This is a genomic window from Tsukamurella soli (genome assembly GCF_039541155.1).
Lineage (GTDB): Bacteria > Actinomycetota > Actinomycetes > Mycobacteriales > Mycobacteriaceae > Tsukamurella > Tsukamurella soli.
Window position 1 is genome coordinate 19,698 of record NZ_BAABFR010000014.1, and the last position, 17,966, is coordinate 37,663.

Annotated in this window: 19 protein-coding genes and 1 pseudogene; 8 read left to right on the forward strand and 12 right to left on the reverse strand. The window is 68.8% G+C overall.

Going from position 1 to position 17,966, the window contains the following annotated elements; all coding sequences use genetic code 11:
- Nucleotides 1-422: 422 nt before the first annotated feature.
- Nucleotides 423-545 (reverse strand): annotated as a pseudogene (locus ABD908_RS27600) (IS3 family transposase); the annotation flags it as partial.
- A gap of 22 nt (nt 546-567) precedes the next feature.
- On the opposite strand from ABD908_RS27600, the gene ABD908_RS06505 reads away from it, so the two are divergent.
- Nucleotides 568-1,239, forward strand: coding sequence for a transposase (locus ABD908_RS06505; RefSeq protein ID WP_425584347.1), 672 nt, complete (start codon nt 568-570; stop codon nt 1,237-1,239).
- Nucleotides 1,240-1,589: 350 nt separating this feature from the next.
- Here ABD908_RS06505 and ABD908_RS06510 read toward each other — a convergent pair whose 3' ends face one another.
- From ABD908_RS06510 to dnaB, 3 genes are read right to left on the reverse strand one after another with little or no spacing between them, the layout of a single operon-like run.
- Nucleotides 1,590-2,009: a type II toxin-antitoxin system VapC family toxin gene (locus ABD908_RS06510; RefSeq protein WP_344992600.1), complete on the reverse strand. Its 420-nt coding sequence runs from the start codon at nt 2,007-2,009 to the stop codon at nt 1,590-1,592.
- Complete coding sequence (locus ABD908_RS06515) at nt 2,006-2,299, reverse strand: type II toxin-antitoxin system Phd/YefM family antitoxin (RefSeq protein WP_344992603.1); 294 nt, start codon at nt 2,297-2,299, stop codon at nt 2,006-2,008. Before ABD908_RS06515 ends, ABD908_RS06510 begins: the two co-directional genes overlap by 4 nt.
- A 55-nt stretch (nt 2,300-2,354) precedes the next feature.
- Nucleotides 2,355-3,746, reverse strand: coding sequence for a replicative DNA helicase (dnaB, locus tag ABD908_RS06520; protein WP_344992606.1), 1,392 nt, complete (start codon nt 3,744-3,746; stop codon nt 2,355-2,357).
- Between the two features lie 593 nt (nt 3,747-4,339).
- On the opposite strand from dnaB, the gene ABD908_RS06525 reads away from it, so the two are divergent.
- A complete protein-coding gene (locus ABD908_RS06525; RefSeq protein ID WP_344992609.1) occupies nt 4,340-4,840 on the forward strand; it encodes a hypothetical protein in 501 nt (166 codons plus the stop codon).
- A gap of 113 nt (nt 4,841-4,953) precedes the next feature.
- Here the strand turns inward: ABD908_RS06525 and rplI are convergent, their stop codons facing one another.
- The 4 genes from rplI to rpsF are packed head-to-tail and all read right to left on the reverse strand — an operon-like array spanning nt 4,954 to nt 6,587.
- Entirely contained in the window at nt 4,954-5,406 is a 453-nt protein-coding gene (gene rplI / locus ABD908_RS06530) for a 50S ribosomal protein L9 (RefSeq protein ID WP_344992612.1), read from the reverse strand.
- An 11-nt stretch (nt 5,407-5,417) separates the two neighbouring features.
- Nucleotides 5,418-5,675, reverse strand: a complete 258-nt coding sequence (rpsR, locus tag ABD908_RS06535) for a 30S ribosomal protein S18 (RefSeq protein ID WP_344992614.1) — start codon at nt 5,673-5,675, stop codon at nt 5,418-5,420.
- Between the two features lie 53 nt (nt 5,676-5,728).
- Nucleotides 5,729-6,277: a single-stranded DNA-binding protein gene (locus ABD908_RS06540; protein ID WP_344992617.1), complete on the reverse strand. Its 549-nt coding sequence runs from the start codon at nt 6,275-6,277 to the stop codon at nt 5,729-5,731.
- A gap of 25 nt (nt 6,278-6,302) precedes the next feature.
- A complete protein-coding gene (gene rpsF / locus ABD908_RS06545) occupies nt 6,303-6,587 on the reverse strand; it encodes a 30S ribosomal protein S6 (protein WP_344992620.1) in 285 nt (94 codons plus the stop codon).
- 221 nt (nt 6,588-6,808) lie between these two features.
- Here rpsF and ABD908_RS06550 point away from each other — a divergent pair, with 221 nt between their 5' ends.
- Nucleotides 6,809-7,276 carry a hypothetical protein gene (locus ABD908_RS06550; protein ID WP_344992623.1) on the forward strand — a complete coding sequence of 156 codons (468 nt, stop codon included), beginning with the start codon at nt 6,809-6,811 and terminating at the stop codon, nt 7,274-7,276.
- 25 nt (nt 7,277-7,301) lie between these two features.
- Here ABD908_RS06550 and ABD908_RS06555 read toward each other — a convergent pair whose 3' ends face one another.
- Nucleotides 7,302-8,501, reverse strand: a complete 1,200-nt coding sequence (locus ABD908_RS06555) for a TetR/AcrR family transcriptional regulator (protein WP_344992626.1) — start codon at nt 8,499-8,501, stop codon at nt 7,302-7,304.
- Nucleotides 8,502-8,638: 137 nt separating this feature from the next.
- Between ABD908_RS06555 and ABD908_RS06560 the strand changes: the two genes are divergently transcribed.
- Nucleotides 8,639-9,559, forward strand: a complete 921-nt coding sequence (locus ABD908_RS06560) for an oxygenase MpaB family protein (RefSeq protein WP_344992629.1) — start codon at nt 8,639-8,641, stop codon at nt 9,557-9,559.
- Between the two features lie 158 nt (nt 9,560-9,717).
- Here the strand turns inward: ABD908_RS06560 and ABD908_RS06565 are convergent, their stop codons facing one another.
- Entirely contained in the window at nt 9,718-11,331 is a 1,614-nt protein-coding gene (locus ABD908_RS06565) for an AMP-binding protein (protein ID WP_344992632.1), read from the reverse strand.
- Between the two features lie 133 nt (nt 11,332-11,464).
- Here ABD908_RS06565 and ABD908_RS06570 point away from each other — a divergent pair, with 133 nt between their 5' ends.
- Both ABD908_RS06570 and ABD908_RS06575 read left to right on the forward strand, forming a co-directional pair.
- Nucleotides 11,465-12,673 carry an acetyl-CoA C-acetyltransferase gene (locus ABD908_RS06570; RefSeq protein WP_344992748.1) on the forward strand — a complete coding sequence of 403 codons (1,209 nt, stop codon included), beginning with the start codon at nt 11,465-11,467 and terminating at the stop codon, nt 12,671-12,673.
- A 9-nt stretch (nt 12,674-12,682) separates the two neighbouring features.
- Complete coding sequence (locus ABD908_RS06575; RefSeq protein ID WP_344992635.1) at nt 12,683-14,884, forward strand: 3-hydroxyacyl-CoA dehydrogenase NAD-binding domain-containing protein; 2,202 nt, start codon at nt 12,683-12,685, stop codon at nt 14,882-14,884.
- 68 nt (nt 14,885-14,952) lie between these two features.
- Here ABD908_RS06575 and ABD908_RS06580 read toward each other — a convergent pair whose 3' ends face one another.
- Both ABD908_RS06580 and ABD908_RS06585 read right to left on the reverse strand, forming a co-directional pair.
- A complete protein-coding gene (locus ABD908_RS06580; protein WP_344992638.1) occupies nt 14,953-15,210 on the reverse strand; it encodes a type II toxin-antitoxin system PemK/MazF family toxin in 258 nt (85 codons plus the stop codon).
- A 41-nt stretch (nt 15,211-15,251) separates the two neighbouring features.
- Nucleotides 15,252-15,482: a hypothetical protein gene (locus ABD908_RS06585; protein WP_344992641.1), complete on the reverse strand. Its 231-nt coding sequence runs from the start codon at nt 15,480-15,482 to the stop codon at nt 15,252-15,254.
- Nucleotides 15,483-15,663: 181 nt separating this feature from the next.
- Here ABD908_RS06585 and ABD908_RS06590 point away from each other — a divergent pair, with 181 nt between their 5' ends.
- Both ABD908_RS06590 and ABD908_RS06595 read left to right on the forward strand, forming a co-directional pair.
- Nucleotides 15,664-16,128: a MarR family transcriptional regulator gene (locus tag ABD908_RS06590; protein ID WP_344992644.1), complete on the forward strand. Its 465-nt coding sequence runs from the start codon at nt 15,664-15,666 to the stop codon at nt 16,126-16,128.
- Between the two features lie 49 nt (nt 16,129-16,177).
- Complete coding sequence (locus tag ABD908_RS06595) at nt 16,178-17,962, forward strand: chloride channel protein (RefSeq protein WP_344992647.1); 1,785 nt, start codon at nt 16,178-16,180, stop codon at nt 17,960-17,962.
- The last annotated feature ends 4 nt before the right edge of the window (nt 17,963-17,966 follow it).

Sequence of the window (17,966 nt, forward strand, 5' to 3'; positions counted from 1 at the left end):
CTCGAGAAGGTGCCGATGATGAACACCACGTATTCCCAACAGGATTCAGTCCTCACGTAGGTGAATTCGGTGACCCGTTTGCGGTTCGGTTCGGTGTCGCCGAAGTTGCGATGCAGCAGTTCCGGGCCCGTGTCGCTGCCGGATCCGCCACCGTGATCCGGACTCCCTTAGACCACCGGATAACCTGCAGTCCAAGGTATCTCATCGCCAGTTCCACCGAGCCCGGGGTCGCGTCGGGCAGGTGCCGACGGTGGACGAGGGCGGTCATCCTCCTCCGGCCGTACAGGCTCTCGAGGTCATCCTGCGGCGACCGTCGACGGCGACCGTGAAGACGATCGCGATGACGACGTCGATGACCTTCGCGTCCATGATCGTGCGCGACGAGGCCGGTCGGGTGCGCCGGGCGCAATCAGCGCCCGTGCCTTGAGGCGATTGATCTCCTCCGACTCCGCCGAGGTGGTCTCGGGGCGTCGCCCGGCGTCGATCTGCGCCTGGGCGCCCCAGCGGCGCACGCTCTCGGCGCCGACACCGAGTTGCTTGGCGACGCCGGGCACGACACGCTGCTCGATGCGGAGGCCGCCGCCGCGGCCGGGCCAGGCCGGCACCTCGACCCGCAGACCGGGCAGCGGGTGTGGCGGGATCGGTTCGACACCTGCATCGTCGACGCGACTGGCCGCGCCGGGCAGGGGGCAGGTCGAAGGTCGCACGAGCAGCGACGTCATCGCGTGGCCGGCCGCGCAGCCGTGGTGCTGGCGGCAGCGCATCCGGTACGTCACCCTCGACATGTCCACCACGTATGCGAAGGTCGCGCGGGAGGCGCTGCCGCACGCGCAGATCGTCATCGACCCGTTCCACGTGACCGCTGCGGCCAACCGGATGGTCGACGAGGTCCGCCGCCGGGTCACCCGCGACCGGCGTGGGCGCCGCGGCCGCCGCCACGATCGGGAGTGGCAGCTGCGCCGCCGGCTGCTGCGCGGTGCCGAGCATCTCACTGACGCCCAGCAGTCTGAGCTGCTCACCAGCCTGCATCGGGTGGACCCCGACGATCAGATCTTCGCTGCCTGGATCGCCAAGGAACTGCTGCGCGGCGTCCTCGCCTGCGCCGCGGTCGACGACCTGGCCGCCCGACGCCGCGCGTTGCGGGAGGCGTCGAGGTGCTCTACCGGTTCGCCGCCGACACCACTGTTCCCGAGATCCACACCCTCGCAACCACTGTCGACACCTGTCAGCAGCCGCTGATCGCCGCGGTCGTCACCGGATAAGCAACGCCACCGCCGAAGGCCTCAACCGCCTCGCCCGGCACCTCGGCCGCATCGGCTACGGCCACCGCATCCGCATCCGCATCCGCCGCCGTCGGATAGCCTGTGCCTGCACCCGTCCCCCAACGACGGGGAATCACCTGGGCCCCGACAGCTACGCCCCTGCTAAATCGGAAGAGCCGGTATAGGAGGTAGACGGACTGCGACCGGAGCGGTAGGTGCGGCGCGCACCGCGGAGATGAGGTGCCGACGCTCGTCGAACACCCTTGGGGACGTGGCGTTCGACCCGTCTCTTTTTGGACATCACGTACTGCGCTGCCCGCGTGTCGCTCAGGGCCGGTCCGGCAGGTCGATCACCGCCAGTGCGGAGTGCAGGCCGGTGAAGTCGTCGCCGTTGCGGGTCAGCAGTATCAGGCCGTGTTGCACTGCGGACGCGGCGATCTGCAGATCCATGCGGCGTGGCCGCGGGTTGCGGCCGTGCTGGCGCACGAGGCCGGCCAGGGCGCCGTAGTACTCGGCTGTGGTCGCGTCGAACGAAAGCACCTCGAACCGGTCGAGGATCGTCTGCACACGTCGCCGCCGAGACATCTGGGTCAGCGGGTCGCTCGCGACGGCGACACCATATTGCAGTTCGGCGATGGTCACCGCGGACACCGCGACCTCGTCGGCGACGTCGGCGATCTGCGCAGCCGGGTAGTCGATCACCACGGAGGTGTCCAACAGGGCACGACGAGGCTCGTCGGGGGTCAACGGCTGCGCCGCTCGAACGGGTCGGTAGGTACGTCGAGGCCGTGGAACTCATCGGCGGCGGCCAGGTCGGTTCGCCAGCCCGCAGGGTCGTGCACCGGTTCCGCGGCGAAGGCCGCGGCGGCTTCGGCGACTGGAAGGAACCGACGCCGACCCGTCTCCCGCCGATGCGGCACTACATCGGCGACGGGACGCCCGTTGACGGTCACCACAAAGGACTCACCGTTAGCGACCCGGCGCATGACTGCCGCGTTGTCGTTGCGCAATTCGGACTGCCGTATCACCACGCTCATAGCGTTATAGTAGCGTTTGGTTAGCGTCGCCATCGGGTAGGACAGCAGCAGCGCCCTACCCCTTCGCCATGTCCACGAATCGTGAATAGTGCAACTGGTGGGCGACGGTGACGGTGGACGTCGGCCCGGCACGGTGCTTGCCGAGGATGATGTCGCACTCGCCGGCCCGCGGGTCGTCGCGCTCGAAGGCGTCGGGGCGGTGCAGCAGGATCACCATGTCGGCGTCCTGCTCCAGTGATCCGGACTCGCGAAGATCTGCCACCTGCGGCTTCTTGTCGGTGCGCTGCTCGGGACCACGGTTCAGCTGTGCAACCGCGATCACCGGCACCTCGAGCTCCTTCGCCAGCAGCTTGAGCTGACGGGAGAACTCGGATACCTCCTGCTGCCGGGACTCGACCTTCTTGCCGGACGTCATCAGCTGCAGATAGTCGATCGCGATCAGCTTCAGGTCGTGGCGCTGCTTGAGCCGCCGCGCCTTCGCCCGGATCTCCATCATCGTGAGGTTGGGCGAGTCGTCAATGAACAACGGCGCCTCGGAGATCTCCGACATCCGTCGCGCGAGGCGCGTCCAGTCGTCGTCGTTCATCTTGCCCGAGCGCATGTCCGCGAGCTTGATCCGTGCCTCCGCCGACAGCAGGCGCATGACCACCTCGGTCTTGCTCATCTCCAGCGAGAACAGCGCGCTGGCCATCCCGTGCTCAATCGAGCAAGATCGTAAGATATCCAAAGCAAGAGTACTTTTGCCCACACCCGGCCGGGCAGCGATGATGATCATCTGCCCGGCGTGCAGGCCGTTGGTGACGGCGTCGAAATCGGTGAAGCCGGTGGGTACGCCCTGGCTGATGCCGCCGCGGGACGCGATCGCATCGATCTCGTCCATCGTGGGCTGCAGCAGCTCCTCGAGGATCACGTAGTCCTCGGAGGTGTTGCGCTCGGTGACGTCGTACACGGCGGCCTGTGCGCGGTCGACGACCTCGGCAACGTCGGCGCCCTCGGAACCGGAGTAGCCGAACTGCACGATGCGCGTGCCGGCCTCGACGAGCCGACGCAGGATGGCCTTCTCCGCGACGATCTCGGCATAGAAGCCCGCATTGGCCGCGGTGGGCACCGTCGAGATCAGGGTGTGCAGGTAGGGCGCCCCGCCGATCCGCTTGAGCTCGCCCCTGCGGTCCAGTGAGGCGGAGACGGTGATCGCGTCCGCGGGCTCACCCGCGCCGTACAGGTCCAGGATCGCGTCATACACGGCCTGGTGCGCCGGCTTGTAGAAGTCACCCGGCCGGATCAACTCGAGCACGTCGGCGATCGCGTCCTTGGAAAGCATCATCGCGCCCAGCACCGACTGCTCGGCAGCGATGTCCTGTGGGGGCTGCCGGCCGAAGTCCTCGGGGGCCGGCTCGGCATCGCGTGCACCCGGCGGTGAGAACTCCCGATCGTCCACGACCGCCATGTGTGCTCCTTCATCTCAGCCTCTGCGGCGTACCGCACGGCCGCCACCGTCGTCACACTCACCGTCACCCGAACCAGAGATCGAGCGCGCGTTCGACTCCGTCACACGTTCTACCCGCACCCTCCGACAGGTTCGATCGGGCGTACGCGGGCGACGACGGGGAACGGTATGCGCATCGCCGGATCCGATCAAACGGACCTGTGGACGGATCTGTGGAGCATGTGTGGAGAACACGCGGCAGCCATGGGGACCCCGGTGTGGACCATTGGGGAGAACCTGTGGACAGATCGTCGGATTCTGAAGAGTTCGCAGGTCAAAGCTATCAGCGAGATGTGGACGTCTGTGGAATGAAATGCTTCCGCGTGTCGCAGCGATCTTTCAGCCGGGCGTGTCGAGCAGACGTCACGGCGCCGGGCATGACCCCGAGGCGTGATGTCGTTTTCCGGAAGTTCACCAACAGCCACGATGCGTCACCTGTCGGTCACCTAACCAACTCGTGGACCTGCACGAATGCTTTGCTGCGCTCACCGAGAGCCGGATACCGGCGGGCGCGTACGCTGAGCACCGACTCTCGAACGGAAGGACGCACCTCGATGCGCACATTCTCGACCGCGGCCCGCGCAGCCGCCGCGACCCTCGGACTCGCAGCCGCCCTCACCGCCAGCGCCGGCGCCGCACAGGCCGCCCCCGCCAAGCCGCGGCCGCAGCCGAGCGCTCCGACAGTCGCCACCGGGCAGTGCTCCAGCCTCGATCCTGTGGGCCTGCTGACGCAGAGCCGGGTGCAGTGGACCCTGAAGCTGGTCGTGACGCGCCCGGGCGTGGTCACCGTGTCGGGCACTGCCACCGTCGGCCAGCGTGACGTGATCATCCAGACGTTCGGTAGCACCGCTGTGGTGAGCTGGAACAACACGACCACCGGCAAGTACGGGACGGTCGTCCTCCGCGGCACCGGTCCGAACCCCGTCCTGGACCCGACGCCGATCGTGACGGGTAAGGGCCCCGTCACCGTCAACGCCGTGATCAAGGTCGGGGCCGGCGCAACCTGGATCGCACCGCAGACCTCCACGCCCTGCGTCGCGACGGTCGTCGCGTAGCCGAGCAGTCACCGTAACCCAGGCAGTCGCGTAGTCAGCGCATACCGCAGATACCCCCACGACCTCACGGCCGCGGGGGTATCTGCTGTGTCCGGTGCGTACCGGCGGCGGCGTTACTTGGCGCCGACGGTGAGCGAGAACGTCGCGCGCACATCCGGGTGCAGCGAGACCTCGACGGGGAACTCACCCGTCGACTTGATGTGGCCCTTGGGCAGGCCGATGATGCGCTTGTCCACGGTGGGGCCACCGGCGGCCTTGAGCGCGCCGGCGACGTCGGCCGCGGTCACGGAGCCGAACAGCTTGCCGGACTCCGAGGTCTTGACCGCCAGGGTGACGGTCTCGAGACCCTCGATGCTCTGCTTGAGCTCGTTGGCATGCTCGATACCGCGGACCCGCTTGGCCTCCTGGCTGCGGCGGATGCCCTCGACCTGCTTCTGTGCGCCACGGGTGGCGAGGATCGCCAGGCCGCGGGGCAGCAGGTAGTTGCGGCCGTAGCCGTCCTTGACCTCGACGGTATCGCCGGGCACGCCGAGGTTCTCGACGTCGGCGGTGAGGATGAGCTTCATGGAAGGCCCCCTTATCGCGTGGTCGACGTGAACGGCAGCAGGGCCACCTCACGCGAGTTCTTGACGGCGACGGCGACGTCGCGCTGGTGCTGGACGCAGTTGCCGGTCACCCGACGGCTGCGGATCTTGCCGCGCTCCGACAGGAAACGACGCAGCAGCGTGGTGTCCTTGTAGTCGATGACGAGGTTCTTCTCTTTGCAGAAGGTGCAGGCCTTAGCCTTGACCGTCTTCTCGACGCGCGCCTTCCGCCCATTGCCCTTGCCGGCCATGGTGGTAGCTCCTTATTGATGCAAAGTGTTTCTGGTGATGTGGTGCGGGCCGGTCAGAACGGGGGCTCCTCCGAGCCACCGCCGAAACCGCCGCCCGCTGCCGGGGCGCTGCCCCACGGGTCGTCCTGCGGCTGGTTCTGCCGCGGCGCCGGCTGCTGGGCGGCCGGCTGGTTGCCGTACCCGCCCTGCGATCCGCCCTGGCCGCCGCCGTAACCGCCGCCACCGCCTCCGCCGCTCCGCTGGGTGCGGTTCGGCTTCGCCGTCGCGTACCGGAGGGAGGGACCGATCTCGTCGACCTCGAGCTCGACGACGGTGCGTCGCTGACCCTCGCGGTCGTCGTAGCTGCGCTGCTTGAGGCGGCCCTGCACGATCACGCGGGTGCCCTTGGTCAGCGACTCGGCCACGTTCTCGGCTGCCTCGCGCCAGATGTTGCAGCGCAGGAACAGCGCCTCACCGTCCCGCCATTCGTTGCTGTTGCGGTCGAACGTGCGCGGCGTGGATGCCACGGTGAAGTTCGCGACAGCCGCGCCCGAGGGGGTGAAGCGGAGCTCGGGGTCCGCGGTCAGGTTCCCGATGACCGTGATGATCGTCTCGCCTGCCATGTGTCTCTCCCAGTCCGGTTAGGGGTCAGTTCTGACGCAGGACCTTAGTGCGCAGCACCGACTCGTTGAGACCGAGCTGGCGATCCAGCTCGCTCACGGTGGCCGGCTCGGCGGTGATGTCGATGACCGCGTAGATGCCCTCGGAGTTCTTGTTGATCTCGTAGGCCAGGCGACGCTTGCCCCAGATGTCGACTCCACGGACCGTGCCGCCATCCTTGCGGACCACGTTCAGGAACGTCTCGAGCGACGGAGCGACGGTGCGCTCGTCCAGGCTGGGATCCAGGATCACCATCAGTTCGTACTTACGCATAGGCTTTGAGCCTCTCCTCCTGTGGACTATGCGGCCGCGGACTTTCCGCGGCAGGAGTGTGACCGCTTAGCGGCAACCGCCCCAGGGTACATCAGTGGCCTTCTACCAGCGAAATCGCACGCGGCGACTCCTCTCGTCGACCTCTCGTTCGCCGATCGGCCGGTTTTCGCCCGCGGCCCCTCTGTGTCACGCTGGTTGTGCGTCGTTGAGGAGCCTCACCGATGTCGATCAGCCCTGGCTGGACTGTGGAAACGATCCGTGAGTTCGTGTACGGGTACCAGCGTATGCCGCACGGGACGAAGGTCGCTTTCATGCGGGAGCGCGGGGTCACCAGGCGTCAGTTGACGCGGTGGTGCGATGCGGTGTTCGACGGCGATCTGGACGCGGGCCTGATCCCGCGAGAGGGTGGGCAGGTGACGAAGGCACCCCAGCGGCGGGTTGCAGCTCGGGCGCAGGCGTCGCGGGACGCGGAGGTCGACCAGCTGCGGAAGCTGGAGGCGACGAACGAGGCGTTGGGAAAAGCTATCGGGCTCTTGCACAAGCTGAACGCGGCCGACTCCGTGTACTCCGTGACCGTCGACCGCGGTCAGAACTGGCTGATCACCCAGGTGGGCGATCCCACTTCGGGTTTCGCGCTGCGCGGAGACGGCCCGGCCCCCGGCGCGGCTGCACCGTCCGGTACCCGATAGACCGGCCCCGCTGCTGCCGAGCGTGTTACGCCGCGGGGCCCAACAGCACCTGACGCACCAGGCCCAGCAGCAGCTCCTGGAACTCCGGCGCCGGGTCGAAGCGGCGGGTGCGGCCCACGTCGAACACCACCGCGAACGCGGCGTGCACGAGGTAGGTGGCCTCGGCGGACGACAGCTCGGGCCGCACACCGCACACCGCGGCGGCGTACCGCCCGATGTTCTCCCGCTGCAGCGCCGCGAGCCGGCGACGCTCGGCGTCGGGCACGTTGCCGATCTCGCGGAAGTACACCGTCATCACCTTGCTGGCGGTGAACGACAGTCGGACGTATGCCTCGCACAGTTCGTCGACTACCGCGCGTGGATCGCCGTCCTCGGAGGTCGCGGACTCGATCGCCTGCGCAACGCCCGCGGCCGCACGGTCGAGCACCCCGACGAGGATCGCAGCCTTCCCCGGGAAGTACCGGTACACACCCGACGGCACGATGCCTGCGGCCGTGCCGATCTGGCCCATGCTGACACTGTGGTACCCCTTGGCGAAGAACAGCTCGACGGCGCAGTCCAACAGTTGCTCGGCGCGGGTGCCGGCAGAGCCGGGCTCCGGATCGGTCGGCGGTCGGTAGACGGCCGCCGGGACCGGGGCGGGGTCGAACAGCGACCGCGCCGCCTCGAGCAGGACGATATCGGCCTTGCGCTGCGCGAGCACCGTGCGGTGGGCCGTGACGCTGCCGAGCACCGATGTGGCGGCCACCGCCCGCAGCTCCATATCGCTCCGCGGGACCGCCGGGTACACCTGATCGGCGACATCCGTGATGTCGCTGATCATCTCGTTCAGCTGCTTGCGGATCCGAGCGCGGTCGTCGGCCTCGAGGATCCGCTGCTCCCAGCGGAACAGGCCACCGGTGTTGCGTCGCTCGAAGGAGACCTCGAGGATCGCCGCGAGCGCAGCGTCCAGGCGGTCCGACGGTGACGCGTCCCGATCGCCGTCGATCGCACTCGACACGGCGTCGCACATGGCGTCGGACAGCGTGGTGATCGCGTGCTCCAGTAGCGCGTATTTATTGGGGAAGTGTCGATACACCGCGGGGCCCGAGATGTCGAGGGCCGCAGCGATGTCCTCGATGCCGACGCCGTGGTAGCCGCGCCTGCTGAAGTCGGCCGCGGCCGCCTGCGCGATCTGTGCGCGACGGTCCTTGGGCCGTTTGCGCCGCTCGGGCGTCGCCGTCATGAGAGCGGAGTTTCCCTTCTCCTCGAAGGATCCCAGCGTACCGGGCCCGTCGCCTGCCTCGCCGGTGTACGGTCGCAGGAAGTAAGTAAGTCACTATTCTTTCACCTATCGGGCGCCGCCGTAGCGAAAGGCCACACATGATCGCCGTCGAAATCCGTTCCGGCACCGGACGAGACGATCCCAGCCCCGCACAGCGGGCCGGATGTCGCATCGTGATCGCCGCGCCGCACCGGCCCGAGCACGTGCTCTCCCGCTTCCGGGACTCGGCCGAGGGCCTCTCCGTCACCGCGGGGCCGGCCAATGTGATCATGCAGCTGTCCTGGCCGGGCGTCGGCTACGGCGTGATGGAGTCGCGCGTGCACTCCGGCGCCCTGTTCCGCCATCCGATCAAGCGCACCCGCACCACGTTCACCTACCTGGCCGTGGTGATCTTCGGCTCGGACGCCGATCGTGCGAGCTACCGCGCCGAGGTGGATCGCCAACACCGCCAGGTGTTCTCGGATCGCGACACCGCCAGTCCCGTCAAGTACCACGCCATGGACCCGCACCTGCAGCTCTGGGTCGCGATGTGCCTGTACGTGGGATTCGAGGACACGCACGAGCTGCTGCGGGGGCGGATGAGCGACGAGCAGAAGGAGCTGTTCTACGTCGGCTCGGAGAAGCTGGGGACGACCCTGCAGGTGCGCCCGGGCATGTGGCCGGCGACCCGCGCCGAGTTCGAGACACGGTGGATCGAGATGTGCCAGAAGATCCTCACCACCGACGCGACGCGGGGATACCTGCGGTCGATCGTCGATATGGACTTCGTCAGCACCTCGCCGCTCCTGGGCCCCCTACGGCGCGTCCAGCGCTTCCTCACCGCCGGCTACCTGGCGCCGGTGTTCCGCGAGGCGATGCAGATCGAATGGTCCGCTCGAGACCAGCGGAGCTTCGACCGCACGCTCGCTGTCCTTGCGCGTGTCGAGCGCGCGATCCCGCTGCCGCTGGCGCAGCTGCCCTACCGGATGCTGGTGTGGGACCTGCGGATCCGACACCGGCTGGGCCGGTCCGCCGTCTGATCCCCGGCAGCTCTGATCCCCGACAGCGGCACGCACTCCGGAACTCGGGGTGCACACCGCCGAGCGGCCGATCTCGCCGCTCGAGGTAGAACTCCTGACTGTGCGGCTCGGTGCCGCCGCCCGAGCGCGCGTCGCGCTGCTCGCTCGGGTCGGCCCGGTCAGCTGATGCCGGCCGTGCCGAAGTCGGTGCGCAGCGGCGCCTTGGTGATCTTCCCGGCGGCGTTGCGGGGCAGGGTGTCCACGACGATCACGTCGCGGGGGTGCTTGTAGCGGGCGATGCGTTCGGTGAGGAACTGCGACATCTGCTCCGTGGTGACCGGCTCGGCCCCCGGCCGCAGCTGCACCACGGCCACGACCGTCTCGCCCCACTTCGGGTCGGCGCGGCCGATGACGGCGGCGTCGAGCACGGACGGGTGCGCGGCGACGGCGCTCTCGACCTCGACGCAGTAGATGTTCTCGCCGCCGGAGATGATCATGTCCTTCGCGCGGTCGATGATGTAGACGAAGCCCTCCTCGTCCTGGCGCACCAGGTCACCCGAGTGGAACCAGCCGCCCGCGAACGCGGTCTCGGTGGCCTCCAGGTTGTTCCAGTAGCCGGCCATCAGATTCGGCCCGCGGTAGACGATCTCGCCGACCTCGCCGACCGGCACGTCGTTCATGTCGGGGTCCACGACGCGGGCGGCGCAGGTCCGGACGACCCTGCCCACCGAGCCGATCTTGCGCAGCGTGTCGTCACCGGTGAGCGCGCAGGTGATCGGCGACATCTCCGTCTGACCGAAGACCGCGCAGACGGTGGCCTGCGGAAACGTCTCGTACAGCGACTCGAGCAGGGTCCGCGAGGCGGGTGCGGCACCCCACCACACATACTTCAACGCCAGCCTCCGCGGCCTGGCCTGCTGCTCGAGCACTGCCTGCTGCCATTGCGCGGGCACCATGAACATGGTGGTGATGCCCTCGGCTTCGAGGGTGTCGAGCACCTCGGCGGCGTCGAACGCCCCGAGCGGGAAGATCACCGCGAGTACGCCGTCGAGCAGCGTCGATGCGAGTACGCCGAGGGCCGCGATGTGGAACATCGGCACCGCGACGGCGCCGATCGCCGCGTGGTCGACGCTACCGGGTGCCAGCAGATTGTTGAGGGCCTGCGCCTGCATGTTGGCGTGGGTCAGCACCGCGCCCTTGGGGCGACCCGTGGTGCCCGACGTGTACATGATCAGCGCGGGGGTGTCGTCCGGCACGTCGACGATCGGCGCGGGCCGTCCCTCGGCGACGAGATCGTCGAAACCCTCCGACCGGACACCGTCGGCGCCGTCCCGCGCGCCGTCGAACCTGATCCGGGCGCCGAGCGCCGCGCCGCTCGCCGCCGTCGCCTCGACCAGCCGGTCGAACGGCGCCTCGTAGACGATGGCGGCCGCGGCGGTGTCCTGGGCGAGGAACGCCACCTCGGGTGGGGCCAGCCGGAAGTTGACCGGGACGGCGATCGCGCCCAGCGCGGTGACGGCGAGCACCGCCTCGACGTACTCGGGCCGGTTGAGGCCGAGCACCAGGACCCGGTCGCCGAAACCTACGCCGCGTTCGGCGAGCGCGCCCGCCAGCGCGCCGACGCGATCGGCGAGCTGCGCCCATGTGCGCGTCGCACCGCGGTACCGCAGCGCGGGCGCGGCACCACGCATCAGCGCATGTACGCGGACCTGGTTGTTCCAGTTCCTGCGCTGGGAGAATCGAGGCTCTTCGACCTGGGGGAACCACGGGATCCGGGCGTCTGAATCTGTCATGCATGTGATTGTGACCCGGGCCACGACGATCCGAGCGGAAAACCGCCGAAGTGAGAGAATGTTGCTTAACTTCTTTGAGGTGGCGTCGAGTATCGTGGGCGAGAGCAAGCACGACGAGCAAGGAAGGCACCCCGTGTCCGAGGCATTCATCTACGAGGCGATCCGGACGCCGCGCGGTAGGCAGCGCGGCGGATCGTTGCACGCGACCAAACCCATCGACCTCGTGGTCGGTCTGATCGACGAGATCAAGGCCCGCTTCCCGACGCTCGACCCCGCGTCGATCGACGACATCGTCCTCGGCGTGGTGTCACCGGTGGGCGAGCAGGGTGGCGTGCTCCCGCGCGCGGCGGCGATCGCCGGCGGCCTACCGGAGACGGTGGCGGGCGTGCAGATCAACCGGTTCTGCGCCTCCGGCCTCGAGGCCACCAACATCGCTGGTCAGAAGGTCAAGGCGGGCTGGGACCAGTTGGTCCTGGCCGGCGGCGTCGAGTCGATGTCGCGCGTGCCGATGGGTTCCGACGGTGGCCCCATGTTCCAGGACGTCACCACCAACTACGACAGCTACTTCGTGCCGCAGGGCATCGGCGCCGACCTGATCGCGGCGATCGAGGGGTTCTCCCGCGAGGACGTCGATCGCTTCGCCGCCGAGTCGCAGGCCAAGGCCGCGCAGGCGTGGGACGAGGGCCGGTTCGCCAAGTCGGTCGTCCCGGTGAAGGACCAGAACGGCCTGCTGGTACTCGACAACGACGAGCACCGACGCCCCGGCACCACGGTCGAGAGCCTGGCCAAGCTCAAGCCCGCGTTCGAGGGCATCGGCGCCATGGGCGGCTTCGACGCAGTCGCGCTGCAGAAGTACTACACCGTCGAGAAGCTGCCGCACGTGCACACCGGCGGCAACAGCTCCGGCATCGTCGACGGTGCCGCACTGCTGCTGATCGGCAACGAGAAGGGCGGCGAGAAGGCCGGCCTGACCCCGCGCGGGCGCATCGTCGCCACCGCGGTCACCGGCTCGGACCCGACGATCATGTTGACCGGTCCGACCCCGGCCACCGAGAAGGTGCTGGCCCTCTCCGGCCTCTCGAAGGACGACATCGACGTCTGGGAGCTCAACGAGGCCTTCGCGTCCGTGGTCCTCAAGTGGATGAAGGACTTCAAGCTCGACCGCGAGCAGGTGAACGTCAACGGCGGCGCGATCGCCCTCGGCCACCCGCTCGGCGCGACCGGCGCGATGCTGGTCGGCACCGTCCTCGACGAGCTCGAGCGCACCGGAGGCCGCTACGGCCTGATCACGCTGTGCATCGGCGGCGGCATGGGTATCGCGACCATCATCGAGAAGCTCTGAGGTAACCAGATGTCTGACAACATGATCCGCTGGGAACAGGACGCCGACGGCGTCGTCGTGCTGACCATGGACGACCCGGCCAGCTCCGCGAACACCATGACCGAGCTGTATCGCACGTCGATGCGGGAGACCGTCGACCGGCTGGAGGCCGAGAAGGACTCCATCACCGGCGTCGTGCTGACCTCCGCCAAGAAGACGTTCTTCGCGGGCGGCAACCTCGAGCTGCTGAGCAAGGCCACGCCGGCCGATGCCCAGGCCTTCTACGACGAGTCGATGGGCATCAAGGCCGACCTGCGCCGCCTGGAGCAGCTGGGCAGACCGGTGGTGGCCGCGATCAACGGCGCTGCGCTCGGCGGCGGCCTGGAGATCGCGCTCGCGACGCACCACCGCATCGCGGCCGACGTCCGCGGCTCGCTGATCGGTCTGCCCGAGGTGACACTGGGCCTGCTGCCCGGTGGCGGCGGTGTCGTTCGCACCGTCCGGCTGCTCGGCCTGCAGGGCGCCCTGATGGGCGTGCTGCTGCAGGGCCAGCGGATGCGGCCGGCGCAGGCGAAGCAGGTCGGGGTGGTCGACGAGGTCGTGGGGTCGGTCGACGAGCTGCTGCCCGCCGCCAAGGCGTGGATCGCGGCGAACCCCGAGGCCACGCAGCCGTGGGACAGGAAGGGGTACAAGATCCCGGGCGGATCGCCCAACTCCCCCGCGATCGCGGCGAACCTGCCGGCGTTCCCCGCGAACCTGCGCAAGCAGCTCAAGGGCGCGCCGATGCCGGCGCCGCGCGCGATCATGGCCGCCGCCGTGGAGGGCGCGCTGGTCGACTTCGACACCGCCGCTGTGATCGAGGGCCGTTATTTCGTGTCGCTGGTGATCGGTCAGGTCGCGAAGAACATGACGAAGGCGTTCTTCTTCGACCTGCAGCACATCAACGGCGGCGGGTCGCGGCCCGGGGGCGCCGGGAGCGGGCCCGACGCAACCGTGTACGACAAGTACACCGCCAAGAAGGTCGGCGTGATCGGCGCCGGCATGATGGGCGCGGCGATCGCGTACGTCTCGGCGAAGGCCGGCATCGAGGTCGTGCTCAAGGACGTCTCCCTCGAGGCCGCCCAGCGCGGCAAGGGCTATTCCGAGAAGCTCGAGGAGAAGGCCCTTGCGAAGGGCCGCACCACCGCCGAGAAGTCGGCCGAGCTGCTGGCGCGCATCCACCCGACCGCCGACGCCGCCGACTTCACAGGTGTCGACCTCGTGATCGAGGCCGCCTTCGAATCGGTCGACGTGAAGCACAAGGTGTTCCAAGAGATCCAGGACGTCGTCCTGCCCGATGCCGTTCTCGGCTCCAACACGTCCACGCTGCCGATCACCGTGCTCGCCGAGGGCGTCAAGCGCTCCGAGGACTTCATCGGTATCCACTTCTTCTCCCCGGTCGACAAGATGCCGCTGGTCGAGATCATCCGCGGCGAGAAGACCTCGGATGCGGTGCTGGCCAAGGTGATCGACTACACGCTGCAGATCCGCAAGACTCCGATCGTGGTGCACGACAGCCGCGGCTTCTTCACCTCCCGCGTGATCGGCACCTTCATCAACGAGGCGATCGCGGCCGTCGGCGAGGGCGTCAGCCCGGTGCTCATCGAGCAGGCCGGCGCGCAGGCGGGCTACCCGGCGCCGCCGCTGCAGCTGATGGACGAGCTCACCCTCACGCTGCCGCAGAAGATCCGCAAGGAGACGTTCGCGGCACTCGAGGCTGCGGGGAAGCCTGTGCCGGAGCATGGTTCGACCGCGGTGGTCGACTGGATGGTGGACAACGCGCGGACCGGTCGGAAGGACGGCGCCGGCTTCTACGACTACACCGACGGCAAGCGCACCGAGCTCTGGAAGGGCTTCCAGGAGCACTACCATTCCGGGTCCACGCAGATCCCGTTCCAGGACATGAAGGACCGCATGCTGTTCGCCGAGGCGATCGAGACGGTGCGCTGCCTCGACGAGGGCGTGCTGACCTCCGTCGCCGACGCCAACATCGGCTCGATCTTCGGCATCGGCTTCCCCGCCTGGACCGGTGGCGTTCTGCAGTACATCAACGGCTACGAGGGCGCCGACGGCTCGATCGGGCTCAAGCCGTTCGTGGCCCGCGCGCAGGAACTGGCCGCCGAGTACGGCGCGCAGTTCACCCCGCCCGCGTCCCTGATCGCCAAAGCGGAGGCCGGCGAGACGTACGTCTAGCCTGACCGACCGGCTGCGGCACGGCTCCCCGTGGAGCCGGGCCGCAGCCCCGCAGAATCGAGAAGCCGCTACCTGTCCGGCGTGGCGAGGATCTTGAAGAGCATGTTGTTCACTCCCGTCAGGATCTGGACGTCGACGCGGCGGACGATCTCCGCCAGCGCCGACTTGCGCAGGCTGGTTATCAGGCCGGGGGCGGCCCACGACGAGTCCCCCAGCAGCACACCGAATCCGGTATCCGGGTCGTCGGCGAACACCGGGACCACGACCACCGTGGGCTCGCTGGGGATCTCGTTGTAGACCGTGGACGAGATGACCAATACATCCACTCCGGCGGCGGTCGACCAGATCTCGCCTCGGCGCGGTGGACTCAACGCTCGCCCAAGTCGCCGAGATTTCGGTCGGCCCACGCCTCGCTGAACGCGACAGACTCCGGATGTTGCTGCATCCACCGATCGTGGGCATCGCATCGGCGCCGCATGTCCTCGACGTCGAGCACTCCTTCGATCCAGGTGTTCATCGAGGTGCGATCGGCATCGGCGTACCTCTTCACCGCCTCGTAAGCACTGTCGGACAGGCGCAGCGTCACAGTCTTTGCCATTATCAGATGATAGCGACGATCGATGGCAGATACCGATGCAGACCGTGATGACGCGGGCCGCGAACCCGACGATGGTTGCACGGCAGGCGACGGCCGGACGCGGGCGGCACCAGCACTACTGCCGATGTGGCAGGCTGATACGAGGCGGCGAGGAGGCGGAACCATCGAAAGCCAGCGCGGTGTGGCAGCGGGCGACGACGTGGATTCGATCACCGACGCGATAGTGACCGCCTCGCGTGTGCTGGTCTCCCTTTCTGCGCGATCGATCGCCTCCGTAGACCCGCAGTTGACGATCCCTCAGTTCCGGGTGCTCGTGATCCTCGAGACGCTCGGCGTCGCCACCCTCACCGAGCTCGCCGGCCGCCTCGACGTCCAGAAGTCGACGGCGGGCCGCATGGTCGACCGGCTGGTGCAGTCGGGCACCTTCACCCGCACCGAGAACCCCGAATCCCGCCGCGAGCGCAACGTCGAGCTGACCCCCGCGGGACGGCGCATCGTCGAGCGGGTCACGCGGCGCCGTCGGGCCGAGATCGGCGAGATCGTGGCGGGTATGCCCGACCGCCAACGAACGGGTCTCGTCCGGGCCCTGGAGGCCTTCGCGGCGGCGGCGGACGAACCCGCTGTGGACGCCGCGTACTGGATGTGAGACGGGCCCTCACCTAGATAAGCCATAGCAACTGTTGCATACTGCTATCGTGTCCTTCTCCTTGCCGTCCCGGTGGTCCCCGCGCGCCCCGATCACGGTTCCGCACCGGGTCCCCGTGGGCCGGTGGATCCGCGAGAGCCCCGCGGCCATCGTTCCGCTCGCGCTGTTCGTGGGCTCGGGAACGGGGCTCGGGGCGATCGCGTTCCGCTGGTTGATCACCGCCGCCACCCGGCTGTTCACCGGAGTCTCCGACTACTCCGCCGTCGGCCGGGTCGGCAACCCGTACCTGCCGTCGCTCGGTGTCTGGTTCGTCCTGGTGGTCCCGGTGATCGCCGGCGCCGTGTACGGGCCGCTCGTGTACCGGTTCGCGCCCGAGGCCCGCGGGCACGGCGTGCCGGAGGTGATGTACGCCGTCGCCGAGCGCGGCGGCCGGATCGCGCCCCAGGTGTCGGTGGTCAAGGCGCTGGCGTCGGCGCTGTGTATCGGCGGCGGCGGATCCGTCGGGCGCGAGGGACCGATCGTCCAGATCGGCTCGGCGCTCGGCTCCACGGTTGGCCGCCTCACTCGGCTCGGCACGCCCCGGATGCGGATGCTGGTCGCCTGCGGAGCCTCCGGCGGCATCGCGGCGACGTTCAACGCCCCGCTCGCCGGCACCTTCTTCGCGATGGAGCTGATCCTGCGCGATTTCACGGCGGAGTCGTTCGGAGCGGTGGTGCTGTCGTCGGTGACGGCCAGCGTGGTCGGGCGGTCCGTGCTGGGCGACCACCCGTTCCTCACGCTGCCACCGTTCAGCGTGCGCCACCCCGCCGAATACCTGCTGTTCCTGCTGCTCGGCGCGGTGGTCGGCGCGATCGGCGTGTGCTTCTCCAAGGTGCTCTACCTGATCGAGGACGTGTGCGACTGGGCGTGGCGGGGCCCGGAGTGGCTGCGCCCGGCGGTGGGAGGCATCCTGCTGGGCGCGCTGCTGCTCGCGCTGCCGCAGATGTACGGCGTGGGCTATCCGGTACTCGAGTCGGCCGTCGAGGGCCACTACATGATCGGGATGCTGGCGCTGCTGCTGGTCGGAAAGATGGTCGCCACCAGCCTCACGATCGGCATCGGCGGGTCCGGCGGGGTGTTCGCGCCGACCCTGTTCATCGGGGCGATGGCGGGCACCGCGTTCGGGGACGTGGTCCACGACCTGCTGCCGTCGATGACCGCCGCACCCGGCGCCTACGGGTTGATCGGGATGGGCGCAGCGCTGGCGGGTGCGACCCGGGCCCCGATCACGGCCGTCGTGATCCTGTTCGAGATCACCGGCGAGTACACCATCATCCTCCCGCTCATGGCTGCGGTCGCGCTCGCGGCGGGGGTCAGCCATCTGCTCAGCCGGGACACGATCTACACACTGAAGCTGCTCCGCCGCGGCGTCGACATCGATCGGCCCCGAGCCGGCGCGGCACTCACCGGACTCACCGCTGGGCAGATCAGCAGTCCCGTGCCACCGCCGCTCCCGGCGACCACCGACATGGCGCACGCGGCGCAGGCGCTGTCGCACTCGCCACTCGGCATGCTCCCGGTCGTGGACGCCTGCGGCGAGTACACGGGCTGCGTGACGGCCCGGTCCGTGGCCGAGGCGCTGAGCGACCCGGCGAACGACACCGCCACCGTCGGCGCCCTGGCCGAGCTGCCCCCGACGGTGACCGACGACGAGCACGTCGCCGACGTGCTCCGCAGGCTGGCCGACCACCCCGGCACCGGCCTGCCCGTCTTCGATCACGACCGGACGCGCCTCACGGGGTGGATCTCGCACGAGGCGGTGCTGGCCGCCATCCATCCCACTGATACCCACTGACGGA

Coding starts and splice junctions, on each gene's coding strand:
- ABD908_RS06505 (WP_425584347.1), top strand. CDS start 568: ATGCGGAGGCCGCCGCCGCGGCCGGGCCAGGCCGGCACCTCGACCCGC.
- ABD908_RS06515 (WP_344992603.1), bottom strand. CDS start 2,299: ATGAGCGTGGTGATACGGCAGTCCGAATTGCGCAACGACAACGCGGCA.
- dnaB (WP_344992606.1), bottom strand. CDS start 3,746: ATGGCGGTCGTGGACGATCGGGAGTTCTCACCGCCGGGTGCACGCGAT.
- ABD908_RS06525 (WP_344992609.1), top strand. CDS start 4,340: ATGCGCACATTCTCGACCGCGGCCCGCGCAGCCGCCGCGACCCTCGGA.
- rplI (WP_344992612.1), bottom strand. CDS start 5,406: ATGAAGCTCATCCTCACCGCCGACGTCGAGAACCTCGGCGTGCCCGGC.
- rpsR (WP_344992614.1), bottom strand. CDS start 5,675: ATGGCCGGCAAGGGCAATGGGCGGAAGGCGCGCGTCGAGAAGACGGTC.
- ABD908_RS06540 (WP_344992617.1), bottom strand. CDS start 6,277: ATGGCAGGCGAGACGATCATCACGGTCATCGGGAACCTGACCGCGGAC.
- rpsF (WP_344992620.1), bottom strand. CDS start 6,587: ATGCGTAAGTACGAACTGATGGTGATCCTGGATCCCAGCCTGGACGAG.
- ABD908_RS06550 (WP_344992623.1), top strand. CDS start 6,809: ATGTCGATCAGCCCTGGCTGGACTGTGGAAACGATCCGTGAGTTCGTG.
- ABD908_RS06555 (WP_344992626.1), bottom strand. CDS start 8,501: ATGACGGCGACGCCCGAGCGGCGCAAACGGCCCAAGGACCGTCGCGCA.
- ABD908_RS06560 (WP_344992629.1), top strand. CDS start 8,639: ATGATCGCCGTCGAAATCCGTTCCGGCACCGGACGAGACGATCCCAGC.
- ABD908_RS06565 (WP_344992632.1), bottom strand. CDS start 11,331: ATGACAGATTCAGACGCCCGGATCCCGTGGTTCCCCCAGGTCGAAGAG.
- ABD908_RS06575 (WP_344992635.1), top strand. CDS start 12,683: ATGTCTGACAACATGATCCGCTGGGAACAGGACGCCGACGGCGTCGTC.
- ABD908_RS06585 (WP_344992641.1), bottom strand. CDS start 15,482: ATGGCAAAGACTGTGACGCTGCGCCTGTCCGACAGTGCTTACGAGGCG.